Source organism: Enterococcus sp. HY326, assembly GCF_026157065.1.
GTDB lineage: Bacteria > Bacillota > Bacilli > Lactobacillales > Enterococcaceae > HY326.
This window is the reverse complement of the sequence record NZ_JANLGQ010000003.1, coordinates 1-15,778: the sequence shown is the minus strand read 5'-3', so window position 1 is coordinate 15,778 and position 15,778 is coordinate 1. Positions and strand designations below refer to the sequence as shown.

Genomic DNA, 15,778 nt, shown 5'->3' with positions numbered 1-15,778 from the left:
ATCCTCCCAGTCTCCTTCAACATCCAAAGCTCTTAATTTATCATAAAATATTTTTAAGAACTTGGATATAATTTTTCTGCTTTATTCTATATCTGTTACGAACAAAGACGCAAAAAAGCCCGTCAATCATCATTGGGAACCAATGATAAACGGGCTTTTCTATTTTTCAACTTAACACAAACTAACTGTCTAAATCATTCTTTTTCACTGACTGATAGAAAATTGTCTACGGCTAAGTCTGTGCCTCGACTGGCAATGACTTGCTGATACCAATAGAAGGAATCTTTGCGGATGCGGGCGCAGTCTTTAGGATCTTCATCCGTACGGTCCACGTAAATCAGGCCATAGCGTTTACGGTAGCCATTGCTGGTGGATAATAAATCCAAAGCCGACCACGGCATATAGCCAATGACTTCAACGCCACGATCCATTGCTCGCTTGGTTGCGGCAATGTGCTCCTTCAAATACTTGATGCGATACTCGTCGTGAACCTTGCCATCCGGGGTCAATTCATCATAGGCCCCCAGACCATTTTCAGTAATCATAAATGGAATTTTGTAGCGGGTATATAAATCCCGGTAGACAAATTCCAAACCGGTCGGGTCAATCGCCCAATCCCAATCAGTCGTTTCTAATTCAGGATTTGGACACATTTGATAAAAGCCGGGATGGGTTTCAAAGCCGGACATATCGCCTTTTTTACCGCTAAGATTATAGCCGGACCAGCGACGTTCAGCATCTTTTGGACAAGCTTGTGCACAGCTGCTGTCATAATAATTAATGGCGAAGAAATCAGAAATATTTTCGGCGAAGAAGGCTTCATCCCCCGCCTCCATAACAGGTGCTAAATCATTCTCCTGTAAATAGTTCAAGGCAGCGACATTGTAATAGCCTTTGAAGTAAACATCTAAGTAATAGGTATTACGCAAATCGTTGGCGTTGATGGCTGCCAATTGATCTTCTGGTTTACAGGTTCGGGCATAGACCGGCGCATAGCCCAAGGCCGGGCCAGCCAAACCGCCAACTTCGTGAACCAATTTAACTGCGACTGCCTGTGCCAAATTCATATGGTGATTAATTTGATAACGCAGCTGATTATTGTCTTGAAATTCCGGCAAAATATAACATTTTTGAGTCCAGTATTGCACGATAATACTTTGTTCATTTAAGGTAATCCAGTATTTAACATCATCTTTGAATTCGTTCACCACATACTTGGCAAAGATTTCAAAATCTTTGACGACTTCTCGGGAAAGCCAGCCGCCATATTTTTCAACTAAAGCCCACGGCAAGTCATAGTGATATAGAGTAGGAATTGGTTCAATGCCATTGTCTTTTAATTCTTTAATCAAGTCCCGATAAAATTGGATGCCGGCTTCGTTTACTTGATCGTCACCATTTGGAAAAATGCGGGACCACGCAATGGAGAAGCGATAGCTGGTAAACCCCATTTCTTTGAATAAGGCGATGTCCTCTTTGTATTTATGATAGTGATCGCTGGCAATACTGGCATCAGCAAAGCCGTATAACTCATGGCGTTCCCGATTAATCACGTCTTGTTGAGACAGTCCTTTGCCGTCTTGTAAAGCTGCACCCTCCACTTGATACGCACTAGTTGCTGCTCCCCATAGGAAGTTTTTTGGAAATTCTTTATTCATTGTCTCGCTCCTTTAAATGTATTGTTGCTTAAGGATGAAGCCAATAGCGGACTGCATCAATTGCTACTATATTTTAAAATTTTTATGAGGAATTGGCTGGCATCTAACATTTCAGCTTTATATCCAAACCGATTTCGTCAGCGGCTTTTCTCAAAAATATTTATTATTGTTTAGTCACTAGCCACTGCTAGTAATACTTTTTACCAGTTCCGCCTCAAATTAACTTTCTATCAGCCTCTTTAAAAAGGCTTGTTTAAAATCAGATAAACTTTTGCTCAACTTGAAAAAAATTGTTTTCATCTTCGGCAATCTCCTAAGTTGCCCGTTCTTTCATTTAGCTATTTGCTAAAAATTTAAAACGCTGGAAACAAAATTGATTGCTGCGTTTTAACAATGGTCCAATCAGGATAACGCCTAAAATTGGTCCAATCATCAAGCCACCGCCTAAAATCATCCCCAGAATAAAACAGATTAAATCCATCACTGAGCGCACTTTTGCTAAATCAAACTGTAGCTTTTGGCTGATACCAAAGCTTAAGGCGATGTATCCTTCTTTTCCGGTGTTGGTTGCTGAAGCTAAGCCATTGCCGATGCCAATCAAGGAAATGCCGAAGACCAAAATCAACAGCAGCAGCACTTTTAATTGCGGTAATTGCACCGTTTGAATCGTCCAATCTGTCACCAGACTAGTCACCAAAGGATTAATAATCGTCGACAAACCCAATTCTTTTTTGTCGATAAAAAAGACGATGATTAAACAAATACCAGTGATACATAAGGACGCTTGACCGACTGTCAGGGGCAGGACATTGGCCACGCCCTGCCATAAAAGACCTAACGCATCGGCGCCAAAGCCGGTTAAAACGCATAAGCCAACCCCGATACCGACAATTGCGGCGCCGATTGCTGAAAATAATTGACGTTTAATTAAGGACATCCAGTTGCACCTGTGTTTTCAACGTCTCAACTTTCATGAACCAGACCTACTTTTTCCATCACTAATTCAAACAGCTCCACTAAATCTTTGGTTAACGTGACCTCACTGGAAATGGTCATCAAATGATCTTGAGCGTGGGTAAAGAGTAGACAAGGCGCATAGGTTATCCCACGGGCTTCATTTTGAATCACGTCGGTCTGGGCCCGATGTGCTAGCGTGATATTCTCTTTGGCTTCCTTCAATAACTGATGGGCGGCCTCAAAATCACTGGTTTTAGCGGCTTTGATGGCCTCTTGGGCTTTCGTGCGACCATTGCCAGCGTGCAGAATAATCTGCATCGCCACCGGAATCAATTCATTTTCTTTTTCTTCAAATGCTTCCATTTTTTTCACCTATTTCATTTTCTTATTTTTATTCAGTGGCTGAACATTTTTAAGCCACTGATTCAGTTGTGTTAATAAAAGTTGGTTCTTTAGCTTCTTCAATTTCTTCAGCTAAGACTTCTTTTTCATACACCTTAAAGAATGGATACCAAACGCCGAAGTAAATGCCGAATAACAAGACATACCAAAGGACTGCTCTAAAATCGCTAGTTAAAATTACACTGGAAATCGGTGCAGGAATCTGTGCCAGCTGCATTAATTCACTTGGAATATTTAATAGGCCGCCCTTCATCACAAACCAGACCACACAGCTGCCGACAATTGAATTAATCCACATTGGCATCATCAATAATGGGTTCATAACCACTGGCGTACTGAAGACTAATGGCTCATTGATATTAAAAATCGATGGCCAGATACAAATTCGACCCAGCGTTTTCAATTTTTTCGATTTTGAAAAGAGCATCATAATGTTTAATGCTAAGGTGGCACCCGTGCCCCCCATCATGATTAAGCCGATGCTGTAGACCACTTCATTGGTGACAATATTGCTCGGGTCCATGCCCTGTTGCACCGCCAAAGTATTCGCCGCAATGCCGGCAATAAAAATTGGATTTTGAATGGCTGACCAGAGCCATGTTGAAATTCCCATTGAATAAAAGAAAGCGGGAATTAAGACTAAGAGAATCAAGCCTGGTAAAGATTGACCAAAGCTTTGAATTGGTCCAAAGGCCCCGATAATGACGGCAAAGATATCGATTTTCAGGCCAAAGGTTAATGCCGCCCAAAAAGCTAAGCTGGCAAAAATCGGAATGATATTATTAATCCATTCAATTACAAAGTCTGGCACATTGCTTTCTTTGAATAATTTCAATTTTGCATAGTAATGGAAAATCACGCTGACGCCCATCCCGACGATAACACCAATTAAAATGCCCGTTGGTCCGATGCGGTCCATCTCGTAAACACCTTCTTCAGCGGCTACCGGATGTAAAAACATCATCAAGGAACAGATGGAAACAATGCCAGCGGTGATGGCATATTGCCGATGGTTGAATTTTTCCATATATTGATTGGCTACCATAAAAGCCGCAATCAAGCCAATTAATCCAAAGGAATAATTTGAAATAGTGCTTAAATCTGGTAGGACTGAGATGTATGACCGAAACACATTGTAAAAGAAGACGATGGAGCCTGTTAAAATAAAGGGAATTAATTTTTGCATTGCACTGGATAAGCCCGCCACTGATGGACGCTGCGTTAATTTCTTCGCTTTCGGGGCAAAGGAATTCGATAACCAATCCATAAATTTCTTCATGAGTTTACTCCTCCTAAGTGTGTTACCTAATTTTATTTAGCGCCAGACTTTTTTGATCAGCGCTAGTCTGTCAAAAAGTCTGGCTTATTTTCCATTAACTTTTAGCAGTTGCCAGTTGAGCTAGGGCAAAATCCAGTAGGCCATCACCATCTAACATGCCGTAAATATCTTGGGGAATGACGTTGACTACTACGTTGTGGGGCCGTGCTGTTTCTGCCATTTCATCTTTAAAGGCCGCATAATGGGGGCCTAATAATAAAACATCAATCGTTGGCAAATATTGTGCAACTTCGCTTTCGCTACGAGCTTCTACTGTTGCAGTCAAGCCTCTCTTTTTAGCGGCCTTTCGCGTTTTTTGGGCTGAGAAACCACTGGACATACCAGCTCCACAGCAGAGTAAAATATTCACGTTTTCCATCTTTGTTTCCTCCTGATTTGTTTGATGCCGGAAAATTTTACTTTGTCTGAAGAGCTTCGCTACCGGCGATCAATTTGTTTTGATGAGCCTATTATGCTCCCTCAAAGGGGGGCAAACAATTATTCATTTGCCCTCAAGCGGTGCAAATGAATGTTATTGTAAACGACTACATTTCATAAGAAATGATGTTATAATCAATATGCAAGACTTTAATAAAATAGTCGGTGTTTTTTTATTTGGAATTATTACTAACTGTAGGAGTGACGCTTATGAAAGACAAACAAAAACACCTCATCACATTTCTCTTGAAACAAGACAAGCCCGTCTCCTCCAAAGTCACTGCGGCCAGTTTGAATATTTCCCCCCGCACCGTTAAAAATTATGTCAAGGAAATCAACGAATTAAGCAGCGGAGTGATTCAATCCTCCAACAGCGGCTATCTAATTGATAAAGATTTAGGCCGAAAGCTGGTCAGCGAGTCGCAAAATGAAGTCAATGAGATGCCGGAAACCTTTACTGAGCGCAGCAATTATTATTTGCGGGAGGCCCTGATTCAAAAGCGCAGCCTTAATTTATTTCAACTGGAAAATGAATTGTTTATCAGCGAATCGACCATTCGCCAAGATATTGCCCGCATGAATAAAACCTATGGCAATGCTGACCTGCAGTTTTGCCTGCGGGGCGAAGAATTTGTGATTGAGGGGAATGAAAAGGAGCGGCGGCGGCTGATTTCACTATTGGTCTTTGAGGAGATGCCCAATCATTTTATTGATTTAGCAATATTAGCGGAGCATTTTGACCCGGCGGATATTAAAATCATCGCCACGGCAATTACCGAAGTCACCAAGGAAAGCCGCTACTCCCTCAATGAATTTGCTTATACGAATTTGGTGCTGCACCTTTTAATTTTAGTCGACTCGATTCGCCATCACCACACCCTCGTCGCGCGGGAAACCTCCAGCGTCTGGCTGGAAAAAGAAAAAGCCCTGCTGGTCAATCAACTAATTGACCGTCTTGAGGCGGCCTTTTCGATCAAATTAAATCCCTCTGAAAGGGAAGAACTCCATGTTTTATTTCAGGCCAATGCCAATTTTGTTCCTACGAATAATTTGGCGGAGGTGGAGGAAATTGTTGGCACCATCCTCTTTGAGCAGATTCGCGAAATTGCTGCCGAAATTCAAGAAACCTTTGGCATCAGCTTAACTGACCGCAGCTTTATTGTGCCCTTTTCTCTACATCTGAGCGGCTTGATTGCCCGAGGTAAGGAAAATAGCTTTATCAAAAATCCGATGGTCACTACCATCAAAAAAGATTACCCGATTGTCTTTACGGTGGCGGTCGCCATCGCCTTAAAGCTGGAGGAATTCTATCCCTTTTCTGTGACCGAAGACGAGGTGGCCTATATTGCCATGCATATCGCCTTTGAATTGGAAAATCAACAGCAGAATCTCTATAAAATCCGGACCGTGCTCCTGTGTCCAAAATATATGAAGCTGGATGTGGAATTGTATCAATACCTCAATGATAATTTCAGTCACGAGCTGAATATCATCTCGGTGATTTCCCAATTATCTGAAATTCAGCAGGAGGAATTTGATTTACTGATTACCACCTTGGAGGTGCCCTTAAGTTTAAGTCAGAGCTATCAAATTCTGCCGATTGCGCCGATTTTAAATCGGCAGCAAAAACGTCGACTGACGATGGAAATTGCCGAACTGCGGACCTATCAAAAGTGCCGTATTTTGCTGAATAATTTTACCGATTTTTTCCAAGAAAAATTCTGCTACTTCCATCCCGAGGTCACAGAAAAACACGATTTAATTCAACTGATTTGCGGGAATTTCACCCGAGCGGAAATCGTTTCAGAAAGCTTTTTCGAACAAGTTTTAGAGCGGGAGCAAGCGGCCTCGAAAGCCTATGATGGGATTGCTATCCCCCATTCGATTCATTCGGCGGCTAATCAGACAAAAATTGCTTTAGCCTTTTTGAAAAAGCCCTTGGACTGGGGTGGTCAAAAAATTTCCCTAGTGATACTACCCGCCATCAGCAAGCACGATAAAAAACTGTTTTTCAATATTTACGAAGCCTTGATTTCCTTTTTTGATGACCCAGCTATTTATCCTGAGCTGCTAAAAATTAATTCCTATGAAAAATTGCAGGAATTTATCCAACAGCAAGCCAAGATGTAGCTTTACTTAAAGGTCAATCATACTAATCTCTTACGCTATTCCTTTACATCAAAAAAGAAGCAGAAGCTAAGTTTCTCAGTCTTCTGCTTCTTAAATTTTTTCCCTCTTTTAAATTCTCAAATTTAAGGAATCATTTTTTCGATATTTAACTGAAAAGGCCGCCCTAATCTAGTAAGGGCGGCCTTCAATCTATCAAAATAATTTAACTCAACTAATTTAACGCATCGTCACAAATTCTTCCGAACCAGTCGGATGGATTGCCACTGTATTGTCAAAATCAGCTTTCGTCGCCCCCATCTTAATGGCTACGGCAAAGCCCTGCAGCATTTCATCGACACCGACGCCAATCCCGTGGAGACCGACAATTTTTTCCTCTGGTCCAACACAGACCAATTTCATCATGGCTTTTTGCCGGTGTTCATTCAAGGCAAAATACATCGGCGTAAACTTAGACTGATAAATTTTAACCTAAGGAATCATTTTTTCGATATTTAACTGAAAAGGCCGCCCTAATCTAACAAGGGCGGCCTTCAATCTATCAAAATAATTTAACTCAACTAATTTAACGCATCGTCACAAATTCTTCCGAACCAGTCGGGTGGATTGCCACTGTGTTGTCAAAATCAGCTTTCGTCGCCCCCATCTTAATGGCTACGGCAAAGCCCTGTAGCATTTCATCGACACCGATGCCAATACCGTGGAGACCGACAATTTTTTCTTCTGGTCCAACACAGACCAATTTCATCATGGCTTTTTGCCGGTGTTCATTCAAGGCAAAATACATCGGCGTAAACTTAGACTGATAAATTTTAACCTCTTGTTCACCATATTTGGCCCAAGCGTCTTCTTCCGTTAGGCCGATTGTGGCAATCGGCGGATGGGTGAAAATCACCGTCGGAATCAAATCATAATCTAAAAAGAGTTTTTCCTGACCGTTGAACAGCCGCTCTGACAAGCGGCGACCAGCGGCAATTGCGACTGGTGTCAAATCCACTTTGCCAATCACATCGCCAATCGCATAAATCCCCTTTTGGGTAGTATTTTGAAATTTATCAACTTTAATAAAGCCTCGTTCATCTAAGGCAACTTGCGTTTTATCCAGACCTAAGCCTTTGATATTAGCTTTGCGTCCGCCGGCAAAAATGACACAATTTGCCGTTAAACTTTCGCCATTTTCAAAAAAGACAGTGTACTCATCTTCATGTTTTTCAATCTTAGCGGCAACCGAACGACTATGGAGATGCAGACCAGCCTGTTCGTAAATTTCCACCAAGCCTTCTTGCAACATTTTATCAAAAGTCCGCAACGGCCGTTCCTTGCGGTAAGCCCAATGCACCTCAGCACCTAAACCATGCAGTACACCGCTTAACTCAGCCGCAATGTATCCGGCGCCAAGAACCACCACTTTTTGAGGCAGCTCGGTCAGCTCAAAGAAACCATTGGAATCAATTGCATACTCACCACCGGGAATTTTCATCCCACTGGCATGACCGCCAGTAGCAATTAAAATATTCGGCGCTGTATATTCGATACCTGCTACTTCAACTGTTGTTTCATTAACAAATTTAGCATGGCCTTCTAAGTAGGTGACATGATTGCTATCCAGGCCACGATGGTAGGCGGTATGTAAAAAATCAATATATTTTTCCCGACGCTCTACTAAACCTTGGAAATCCAAGCCTTTTACTTCCACATCAATCCCGTAGCTCTTAGCATCACGATTCATCATTTCCAGCATATCACTGGCCTGCCACATGACTTTTTTGGGAACACAGCCGACATTGACACACGTACCGCCAATTTTGTGGCCTTCAATCAACAAAACTTTAGCGCCGTGCATCCCAGCTCGATTCGCTGAAGCGATTCCACCGCTGCCGCCGCCGATAACTATATAATCGTAGGTTTCCATGTTCTTCCTCCTGTTTGCTGGGCTCTTTGCTTGTCGTTAAATCCGTCTTTACACAATTAAAATCCGTAAATTTTTTAGTTTGCAACTACTAAGTTGTTGCACTTTTTCTCGCTTTTAACAGCACAAACAACTGATTGACAAGCTTTTGTGCCCTATTATGGCTTCATTATAACATTTCATTTGAAAAATCTATATTCTCAAGATTGTCTAGTTTATCAAAAAAACTGCAGCATAAGCAAACGTTTGCCTAGCTGCAGCTGTTCAGAACTTAACTAATCATTTTTCTTTTTGCGAATCATGTCGCCAGCTTTGACTGGCTGCGTCACTGGCATCGTCAACATCATCATCGGATTCGGTGCCCGGTCAATTGCTTCTCCCTCATCATTTTTCATCTCTGTAACACTTTGGGAAAAATGCGTAAAATTCGGACCATAAAATTCGATTTCATCCCCAACAGAAAAATGATTGCGCTGACGAATCGTGGCAATCTGAGTCGCTTCATCATAACTCAGCACTTCACCGATAAATTTATAAACAGGAATCTTGCGGCGAGCGCCAAACAATTGCTCCTCCTCAGATGGCGTCTGGTAATAAAAACCAGTCGATAATTCCCGTTGCGCCACCTTCCACAGCTCATCAATCCATTCCTGCTTGCAGACATAATTTTCCGGATCAGCCATGTAACTGTCGACAGCCGCTTTATAGACATTTGCCACCGTCGAAACATAGTGAATCGACTTCATCCGGCCTTCAATTTTCAGGCTGTCCACGCCATTTTCAATCAAGTCGGGAATATGTTCAATCATCGTCATATCCACGGCACTCATCGAAAATTCTTCTGTGACTGAACCCGCTGTTGTCAAAGAACGCTTTTCCCCACCAAAAGGCAAATCATACAATTCATATTTCCAGCGGCAAGACTGAGAACAGCCGCCACGATTGGCATCCCGCATCGACATATGATTGGAAAGCGTACAGCGCCCCGAATAAGAAATACACATCGCTCCGTGAATAAAGGCTTCAATTTCCACATCCGTATGCTGGCGGATTTCCGCCACCTCCGCCATCGAAACTTCCCGGGCCAAAACCACCCGCTCTAAGCCTTCTTCCTTCCAAAATTCCAGTGTTTCATAATTGGTCGCCGAAGCTTGAGTCGACAAATGAATCGGCAAGCCCGGTGCTTCTGCTGCGCAAATTTCAATTAAGGCCGGATCGGAAACAATTACCGCCGAAATACCCACATCCCGCAGTTCTCGGAAAAATTCGCCAGCACCTTCTTCATTGCCTTCATGAGTTACCATATTGGCGGCCACATAAACTTTGGCGTCGTGGGCTTTGGCAAAAGCCACCCCTTCGGCCATTTCCTCTAAACTAAAATTTCCGGCACGACTACGCAAACCGTAAGCATTACCGCCAATATAAACCGCATCGGCGCCATAGTGAATCGCCGTTTTTAATTTTTCTAACGTCCCTGCCGGCGCTAGCACTTCAGGTCGTTTTAATTTTTTTGCCGTTGTCATGTTCCACCTCTTATTTAATATCGGCTCCTTGAATATGGAAAAAACCGCTGTCTAATTCCCGCTGTGCAGGATGCAAATGCTGAATCTGTTCAGTCCAAGCAGTTGCCAAACTCTCAGTCCAAGCTCCCGTCTCTAAGGCCGCTTTGGCAGCGACAAAAATTTTAGCCACCTCGACAAAATTTTCCCCTGGGGCATAAATACCATCTAGCTTCCAAGTTGTATAGTGATTTTCAAACAGCTGCGGTAATTCCTGTAGTAAATTGACATCATTATCCGCAAAAATATGCGTGCCATGACTGTCCTCAAAAATTGAATAGTGGGTGTCTGCCTTCTTAGGTTCAGACAAAAATAAATCCCGCTCTCTTACCGTCGCTTCATCAAGGCCTTTAAAATTATAATAATTTTGCAATAGCGGGCGTTTTGATTGATGTATACAAGTCGCCCCGTAAACTAAAATCTCCGCTGGCACCGCTAAATTATCCTTCATCGCTACCAGCTCATCAAAGGGAACTTCCCGAGCTAAAACAGCTCCCACAGCACCCTTTTTACTCCAAAAATTAATTTGGCGGGAACTAGTGACCAAAGTTTCCCCATCATAAATAAAAGGCAGCTGATAATTATTTTTACGGATTAAATAAACAATTCCCGGATCTCCGACAACTAATTGATCAACACCTGTCGTCGCGAGAAAATCCAAGTATTCCGGAATTTTTTTCATTTTTTCCGGATGCATAATGCCATTGACAACAATGATAGCTTTTTTGCCAAACGAATGAGCCAAGTCTACTAATTCCTGCTGCTCAGCGCGGGAAAATGAATGGGGCAAACGCAGGCCAAACTCCGCCTCGCCAAATTGAATGGCATCCACGCCAGCCACCAACAGCGCCTGCGCTTGCTCCATTGATTCCACTGTACTGCGAATTTCAATCACAGCTATTCCTCCTGTTTCCTACCAAGATATCTTTACTTTTAAACATGATTAACTTATTCTCAAAAAATTACTACAGCTAAGTCTAACTGATTCTCATTTCAACAAATCAACTCTCAGCAGATATCTCTTAAAGCAATTCATAAATTGCTGAGTTTAAATAACTTTTGAACTTTTTTATAGTATCACAGACTCACAAACTTTCCAATCCTTTATAATGATTTTAAATTAGGCTTTAAGCATAGGCCAATTGCAAAATATTTACTAGATGCTCAATTTCTTAGAAGCAATTGCCCTACCGTAAGGCAATCAAAAAAATAATTTCCAAGTATACTTAACTTTCCCTCTGCTTATTTTTTATAATCCCTTCAAAATTAAAAAAGCAGCACCCAACACATAGGCTGTGCTGGATGCTGCTTCAAATTTCAATTGATTTTTCATTAATACCAAATGCCAAAATTTTAAACTGGCTGAGCTTCACGATCGACAACTGGGTCTTTTACGTTGACCGTAATTTTCCCTTTGGTTGCGCCAATCGTCACGGTATCACCTAAATTAATTTGCCCAGAAAGTAGAGATTCACTAAGGCGATCTTCAATTTCTTTTTGTAAAGCCCGGCGAATTGGCCGTGCACCATACTCAGGATCAAAGCCGACTTTAGCAATGACTGCGATTGCTGCGGCCGTAATTTTAACTTTGATATCTTGTTCCGCCAAACGTTTGATAATACTCTTGCTCATGATTTTCACGATATCATGAATATTGTCTTCACTTAGAGAATGGAAAACAACCGTTTCATCAATCCGATTCAAGAATTCAGGACGGAAACCTTTTTTCAATTCTTCCAAAATCCGTTTTTGCATTGCATCATGATCTTTGGTCAAATCCTTCACGTTAAAGCCAACATTCTTTTCTTCACGAATCGCCGTTGCGCCAATGTTAGAGGTCATAATCAAAATAGTATTTCTAAAATCGACCTTACGACCTTTAGCATCTGTCAAGTGACCGTCATCTAAAACCTGCAGCAAAATATTAAAGACATCTGGATGGGCTTTTTCAACTTCATCTAGCAGAATGACTGAGTAAGGTTTTTGACGAATTTTCTCGGTTAATTGGCCGCCTTCATCATAGCCAACATAGCCTGGAGGGGAACCAATCAATCGGCTGGTACTATATTTTTCCATAAATTCTGACATATCGGCTCTGACTAATGAATCTTCACTGCCGAACATTGCTTCAGATAACGCTTTTGCCAATTCGGTTTTCCCAACACCAGTTGGCCCCAAAAACATAAAGGAACCAATTGGCCGTTGTGGATCCTTCAAGCCACTACGCGCTCGGCGAATAGCCCGTGCTACTGCTTTGACGGCATCGTCTTGCCCAACGACCCGTTGATGTAGAATTTTTTCTAAATCCAGCAGACGTTCGCTTTCTTTTTTCTCCAATTGTTGCAACGGCACACCCGTCCATTGGGAAACCACGCCAGCAACATCCTCTTCCGTCACTTTATCTGCATAACCGGAAGCTTCCTTCTCTTCTTGTTGTAAAAGAGTTTGCAGCTTTTGATCCAGTTTCTTTTCCTTCTTACGTAACCGAGAAGCATTTTCGAAGTCCATCTGTTGAATAGCCAACTCTTTTTCAGTAGACAAAATCATAATGTCTTCCTGCAGTTGAGCCAATTCAGAAGGTGTATCTGATTTATCCAAACGAACTTTCGCCGCTGACTCATCCATTAAATCAATAGCCTTATCTGGCAATTGACGGGAATTAATATAGCGAATCGACAAATGAACCGCCGCGTGTAGCGCCTCATCAGTAATTTCAACACCATGATGCTCTTCATAGCGAGCCCGCAATCCCCGCAAGATTTCCTCAGCTTCATCAGCTGTCGGTTCATCGACTTGCACACGAGCAAAGCGCCGTTCCAACGCAGAATCTTTTTCAATATATTTTTGGTACTCATCTAAAGTCGTTGCACCAATTGTTTGCAGCTCACCTCGAGCCAAAGCAGGTTTTAAGATGTTAGAGGCATCAATTGCTCCTTCAGCCCCACCAGCACCGATTAATGTATGCAATTCATCAATAAAGAGAATAATTTGACCATCATGATAAATTTCATCAATGACTTTTTTCATTCGGTCTTCAAATTCACCACGATATTTTGTGCCAGCGACTAAAGCTCCCATATCCAGCATCATCAAACGTTTTTGCTGCATATCCTCGGGCACTTCGCCTTTGATAATTTTTTGGGCTAAACCTTCCGCTATCGCTGTTTTACCAACACCAGGCTCACCTACTAAGACTGGATTATTTTTCGTACGGCGGCTTAAAATTTGAATCAACCGACGGACTTCTGAATCCCGACCAACAACTGGATCTAAACGGTTTTCCCGAGCTAATTTTGTTAAATCCCGGGCCAGACTATCTAAAGTTGGCGTTCCTTGTGGTGCAGCTGCTTTAGCATTATTAGGATTACGACGGCGGGCTTGTCCATTTTGGTTGTTCCCCTGCACATCACTAATACCCATTTTTTTCCGCAACAACTGGCGCATTTTAGGTAAACTCAGGCCAATATTTTGTAAAATACGAGAGGCTAAAATTTCGTCGTCCCGTAATAAACCTAGCAATATATGCTCTGTCCCGATTTTTGGTGCTCCCAAGCGCTTGGCTTCATCTCCAGCATAAGCAAAAATTTGTTTTGCCCGTGGAGAATACGGCAAATAGCTGCCTTCAGGATATTTTTTAACTGTTCCATAACCCGTCAAATGTTCAATTTCTTCGCGGACATCGCCTTCTTCAACATTCATTTGGCGCAATGTTTTGCCGGCAATACCATTTGGTTCTAAAATTAATGCTAATAATAGATGTTCTGATCCAACAGATTGATGTTTAAAGTATTTTGCTTCCTCTTGAGCGATATTAAGTACCACTCGGACGCGTTCTGTAAATAATTCATCCATATTTACTTCACTCCTTTTCTTCGTAGCTAAGTCGCTCTAAAAATAAGTGCATCAGCTGAGCCCGAATTTGATTTTCCTTTGAACTTAGGCTCAAAGCATTTTTGGAAATAGCACTGAGCATCAGATTACCTTCTTTACGGCCAATTACTTGTTCCTCGTACAGTTTTTGAATCAGGGCCACTGCATTTTTTTCCGATAGTTCCAGCCCGACTAGCTGATCCAATTGCTCCAAGAAAACATGTTTATCAGTAATTGTGACCTTAGCAATCCGAATATAACCACCGCCGCCCCGCTTACTTTCAACAGTATAACCCCGCTGAATCGTAAAACGCGTATTAATCACATAATTAATCTGAGAAGGCACACAATTAAATAGTTCAGCCATCTCAGTTCGGCGAATCTCAATTATTTCACTATTTTCTAAAATTTGCTTCAAATAAGCTTCAATTAAATCTGAGGTATTATGAGAACTCATAATAATCATTCCTTTGACTAATATTGACCTTAATTATAGCTGATTTAACAAGGAATGCAAAGGAAATAGCTTGTTTCACTTATGTTATTTTCTCGCAGTTTTAGAGGCTTTGCAAGGTTTATCGTTAAAAACGACCGATTATTTTTAATCATAATTTAAGAAATGGTATTTTAAGGTCAAAAAAATAGGTCAATCTACTGATTAACCTACAATCGGGAAGACAGGATTCGAACCTGCGACCCCTTGGTCCCAAACCAAGTGCTCTACCAAGCTGAGCTACTTCCCGTTTAGTAACTATTGAAAATTGGATAAATAAAAAAACTACTCCTCTAAGTTGATTCGTAGCTAAAAGTTACAATGCACCCAAAGGGAGTCGAACCCCTAACCTTTTGATTCGTAGTCAAACACTCTATCCAGTTGAGCTATGGGTGCATGGTGTTTTCACACTATGCCGAGGACCGGAATCGAACCGGTACGGTGATCACTCACCGCAGGATTTTAAGTCCTGTGCGTCTGCCAGTTCCGCCACCCCGGCTTGTTTTTACTTAAAGCGGAAAACGGGGTTCGAACCCGCGACCCCCACCTTGGCAAGGTGGTGCTCTACCACTGAGCTATTTCCGCAGTTTTCCTATGCCGGCTAAAGGACTTGAACCCTCGACCCTCTGATTACAAATCAGATGCTCTACCAACTGAGCTAAGCCGGCTTCTATGCGGGTGAAGGGACTTGAACCCCCACGCCGTAAGGCGCTAGATCCTAAATCTAGTGCGTCTGCCAATTCCGCCACACCCGCATCGTATGAGTCGTACAGGGCTCGAACCTGTGACCCTCTGATTAAAAGTCAGATGCTCTACCAACTGAGCTAACGACTCATATGGAGGTTAACGGGATCGAACCGCTGACCCTCTGCTTGTAAGGCAGATGCTCTCCCAGCTGAGCTAAACCTCCAATGATTACAAAACAACTGCGTGGCGACGTCCTACTCTCACAAAGGGCAACCCTTCACTACAATCGGCGCTAAGAAGCTTAACTTCTGTGTTCGGCATGGTTACAGGTGTATCCTTCTCGCTATCGCCACCACACAA

11 protein-coding genes, 8 tRNA genes, 1 rRNA gene and 1 pseudogene are annotated in these 15,778 nt (G+C 42.2%); 1 reads left to right on the top strand and 20 read right to left on the bottom strand.

The annotated features are described in order from the left end of the window. Nucleotides 1-194 precede the first annotated feature (194 nt). The 5 genes from ORH16_RS08000 to ORH16_RS07980 all read right to left on the bottom strand — a co-directional run bounded on the left by ORH16_RS08000 (nt 195) and on the right by ORH16_RS07980 (nt 4,714). Nucleotides 195-1,658: a glycoside hydrolase family 1 protein gene (locus tag ORH16_RS08000; RefSeq protein WP_265457817.1), complete on the bottom strand. Its 1,464-nt coding sequence runs from the start codon at nt 1,656-1,658 to the stop codon at nt 195-197. Nucleotides 1,659-1,992: 334 nt separating this feature from the next. Beyond that, complete coding sequence (locus tag ORH16_RS07995; protein ID WP_265457815.1) at nt 1,993-2,595, bottom strand: YczE/YyaS/YitT family protein; 603 nt, start codon at nt 2,593-2,595, stop codon at nt 1,993-1,995. A gap of 26 nt (nt 2,596-2,621) precedes the next feature. Next, complete coding sequence (locus ORH16_RS07990; RefSeq protein ID WP_265457813.1) at nt 2,622-2,978, bottom strand: PTS lactose/cellobiose transporter subunit IIA; 357 nt, start codon at nt 2,976-2,978, stop codon at nt 2,622-2,624. A 49-nt stretch (nt 2,979-3,027) separates the two neighbouring features. Next, on the bottom strand, nt 3,028-4,296 hold the full coding sequence (locus ORH16_RS07985; RefSeq protein WP_265457811.1) for a PTS sugar transporter subunit IIC: 1,269 nt from the start codon (nt 4,294-4,296) through the stop codon (nt 3,028-3,030). A 94-nt stretch (nt 4,297-4,390) separates the two neighbouring features. Beyond that, nucleotides 4,391-4,714 carry a PTS sugar transporter subunit IIB gene (locus tag ORH16_RS07980; RefSeq protein ID WP_265457809.1) on the bottom strand — a complete coding sequence of 108 codons (324 nt, stop codon included), beginning with the start codon at nt 4,712-4,714 and terminating at the stop codon, nt 4,391-4,393. Between the two features lie 269 nt (nt 4,715-4,983). Here ORH16_RS07980 and ORH16_RS07975 point away from each other — a divergent pair, with 269 nt between their 5' ends. Further along, the gene (locus ORH16_RS07975; protein ID WP_265457807.1) at nt 4,984-6,903 is read left to right on the top strand and encodes a BglG family transcription antiterminator; all 1,920 of its coding nucleotides are present in this window, start codon (nt 4,984-4,986) and stop codon (nt 6,901-6,903) included. 216 nt (nt 6,904-7,119) lie between these two features. On the opposite strand, the pseudogene ORH16_RS07970 reads toward ORH16_RS07975, so the two are convergent. The 15 genes and pseudogenes from ORH16_RS07970 to rrf all read right to left on the bottom strand — a co-directional run. Continuing rightward, a pseudogene (locus ORH16_RS07970) lies at nt 7,120-7,371 on the bottom strand (glutathione-disulfide reductase); the annotation flags it as partial. Between the two features lie 94 nt (nt 7,372-7,465). After that, a complete protein-coding gene (gene gor, locus ORH16_RS07965) occupies nt 7,466-8,812 on the bottom strand; it encodes a glutathione-disulfide reductase (RefSeq protein WP_265457805.1) in 1,347 nt (448 codons plus the stop codon). Nucleotides 8,813-9,084: 272 nt separating this feature from the next. Then, nucleotides 9,085-10,332, bottom strand: coding sequence for a peptidase U32 family protein (locus ORH16_RS07960; RefSeq protein WP_265457803.1), 1,248 nt, complete (start codon nt 10,330-10,332; stop codon nt 9,085-9,087). 10 nt (nt 10,333-10,342) lie between these two features. Beyond that, on the bottom strand, nt 10,343-11,263 hold the full coding sequence (locus ORH16_RS07955; protein WP_265457801.1) for a peptidase U32 family protein: 921 nt from the start codon (nt 11,261-11,263) through the stop codon (nt 10,343-10,345). A gap of 458 nt (nt 11,264-11,721) precedes the next feature. Then, complete coding sequence (locus ORH16_RS07950; RefSeq protein ID WP_265457799.1) at nt 11,722-14,220, bottom strand: ATP-dependent Clp protease ATP-binding subunit; 2,499 nt, start codon at nt 14,218-14,220, stop codon at nt 11,722-11,724. 7 nt (nt 14,221-14,227) lie between these two features. Further along, the gene (locus ORH16_RS07945) at nt 14,228-14,695 is read right to left on the bottom strand and encodes a CtsR family transcriptional regulator (protein ID WP_265457797.1); all 468 of its coding nucleotides are present in this window, start codon (nt 14,693-14,695) and stop codon (nt 14,228-14,230) included. Between the two features lie 212 nt (nt 14,696-14,907). After that, nucleotides 14,908-14,981: transfer RNA gene (locus ORH16_RS07940), tRNA-Pro, on the bottom strand. 72 nt (nt 14,982-15,053) lie between these two features. Then, nucleotides 15,054-15,127 (bottom strand) — tRNA-Arg (locus ORH16_RS07935). A gap of 17 nt (nt 15,128-15,144) precedes the next feature. Continuing rightward, nucleotides 15,145-15,230 (bottom strand) — tRNA-Leu (locus ORH16_RS07930). Nucleotides 15,231-15,244: 14 nt separating this feature from the next. Next, nucleotides 15,245-15,316, bottom strand: a tRNA-Gly gene (locus ORH16_RS07925). A 10-nt stretch (nt 15,317-15,326) separates the two neighbouring features. Continuing rightward, nucleotides 15,327-15,399, bottom strand: a tRNA-Thr gene (locus tag ORH16_RS07920). Between the two features lie 5 nt (nt 15,400-15,404). Then, nucleotides 15,405-15,486: transfer RNA gene (locus ORH16_RS07915), tRNA-Leu, on the bottom strand. Between the two features lie 6 nt (nt 15,487-15,492). Then, nucleotides 15,493-15,565, bottom strand: a tRNA-Lys gene (locus ORH16_RS07910). Nucleotides 15,566-15,568: 3 nt separating this feature from the next. Continuing rightward, nucleotides 15,569-15,641: transfer RNA gene (locus tag ORH16_RS07905), tRNA-Val, on the bottom strand. Nucleotides 15,642-15,659: 18 nt separating this feature from the next. After that, nucleotides 15,660-15,775: ribosomal RNA gene (rrf, locus tag ORH16_RS07900) — 5S ribosomal RNA — on the bottom strand. Nucleotides 15,776-15,778: the final 3 nt, after the last annotated feature.

What these genes read in the sequence shown, in the direction of transcription:
- ORH16_RS08000 (WP_265457817.1), bottom strand. Translation starts at nt 1,658, where the DNA reads ATGAATAAAGAATTTCCAAAAAACTTCCTATGGGGAGCAGCAACTAGT.
- ORH16_RS07945 (WP_265457797.1), bottom strand. Translation starts at nt 14,695, where the DNA reads ATGAGTTCTCATAATACCTCAGATTTAATTGAAGCTTATTTGAAGCAA.
- ORH16_RS07975 (WP_265457807.1), top strand. Translation starts at nt 4,984, where the DNA reads ATGAAAGACAAACAAAAACACCTCATCACATTTCTCTTGAAACAAGAC.
- ORH16_RS07995 (WP_265457815.1), bottom strand. Translation starts at nt 2,595, where the DNA reads ATGTCCTTAATTAAACGTCAATTATTTTCAGCAATCGGCGCCGCAATT.
- ORH16_RS07950 (WP_265457799.1), bottom strand. Translation starts at nt 14,220, where the DNA reads ATGGATGAATTATTTACAGAACGCGTCCGAGTGGTACTTAATATCGCT.
- ORH16_RS07985 (WP_265457811.1), bottom strand. Translation starts at nt 4,296, where the DNA reads ATGAAGAAATTTATGGATTGGTTATCGAATTCCTTTGCCCCGAAAGCG.
- ORH16_RS07960 (WP_265457803.1), bottom strand. Translation starts at nt 10,332, where the DNA reads ATGACAACGGCAAAAAAATTAAAACGACCTGAAGTGCTAGCGCCGGCA.
- ORH16_RS07980 (WP_265457809.1), bottom strand. Translation starts at nt 4,714, where the DNA reads ATGGAAAACGTGAATATTTTACTCTGCTGTGGAGCTGGTATGTCCAGT.
- gor (WP_265457805.1), bottom strand. Translation starts at nt 8,812, where the DNA reads ATGGAAACCTACGATTATATAGTTATCGGCGGCGGCAGCGGTGGAATC.
- ORH16_RS07990 (WP_265457813.1), bottom strand. Translation starts at nt 2,978, where the DNA reads ATGGAAGCATTTGAAGAAAAAGAAAATGAATTGATTCCGGTGGCGATG.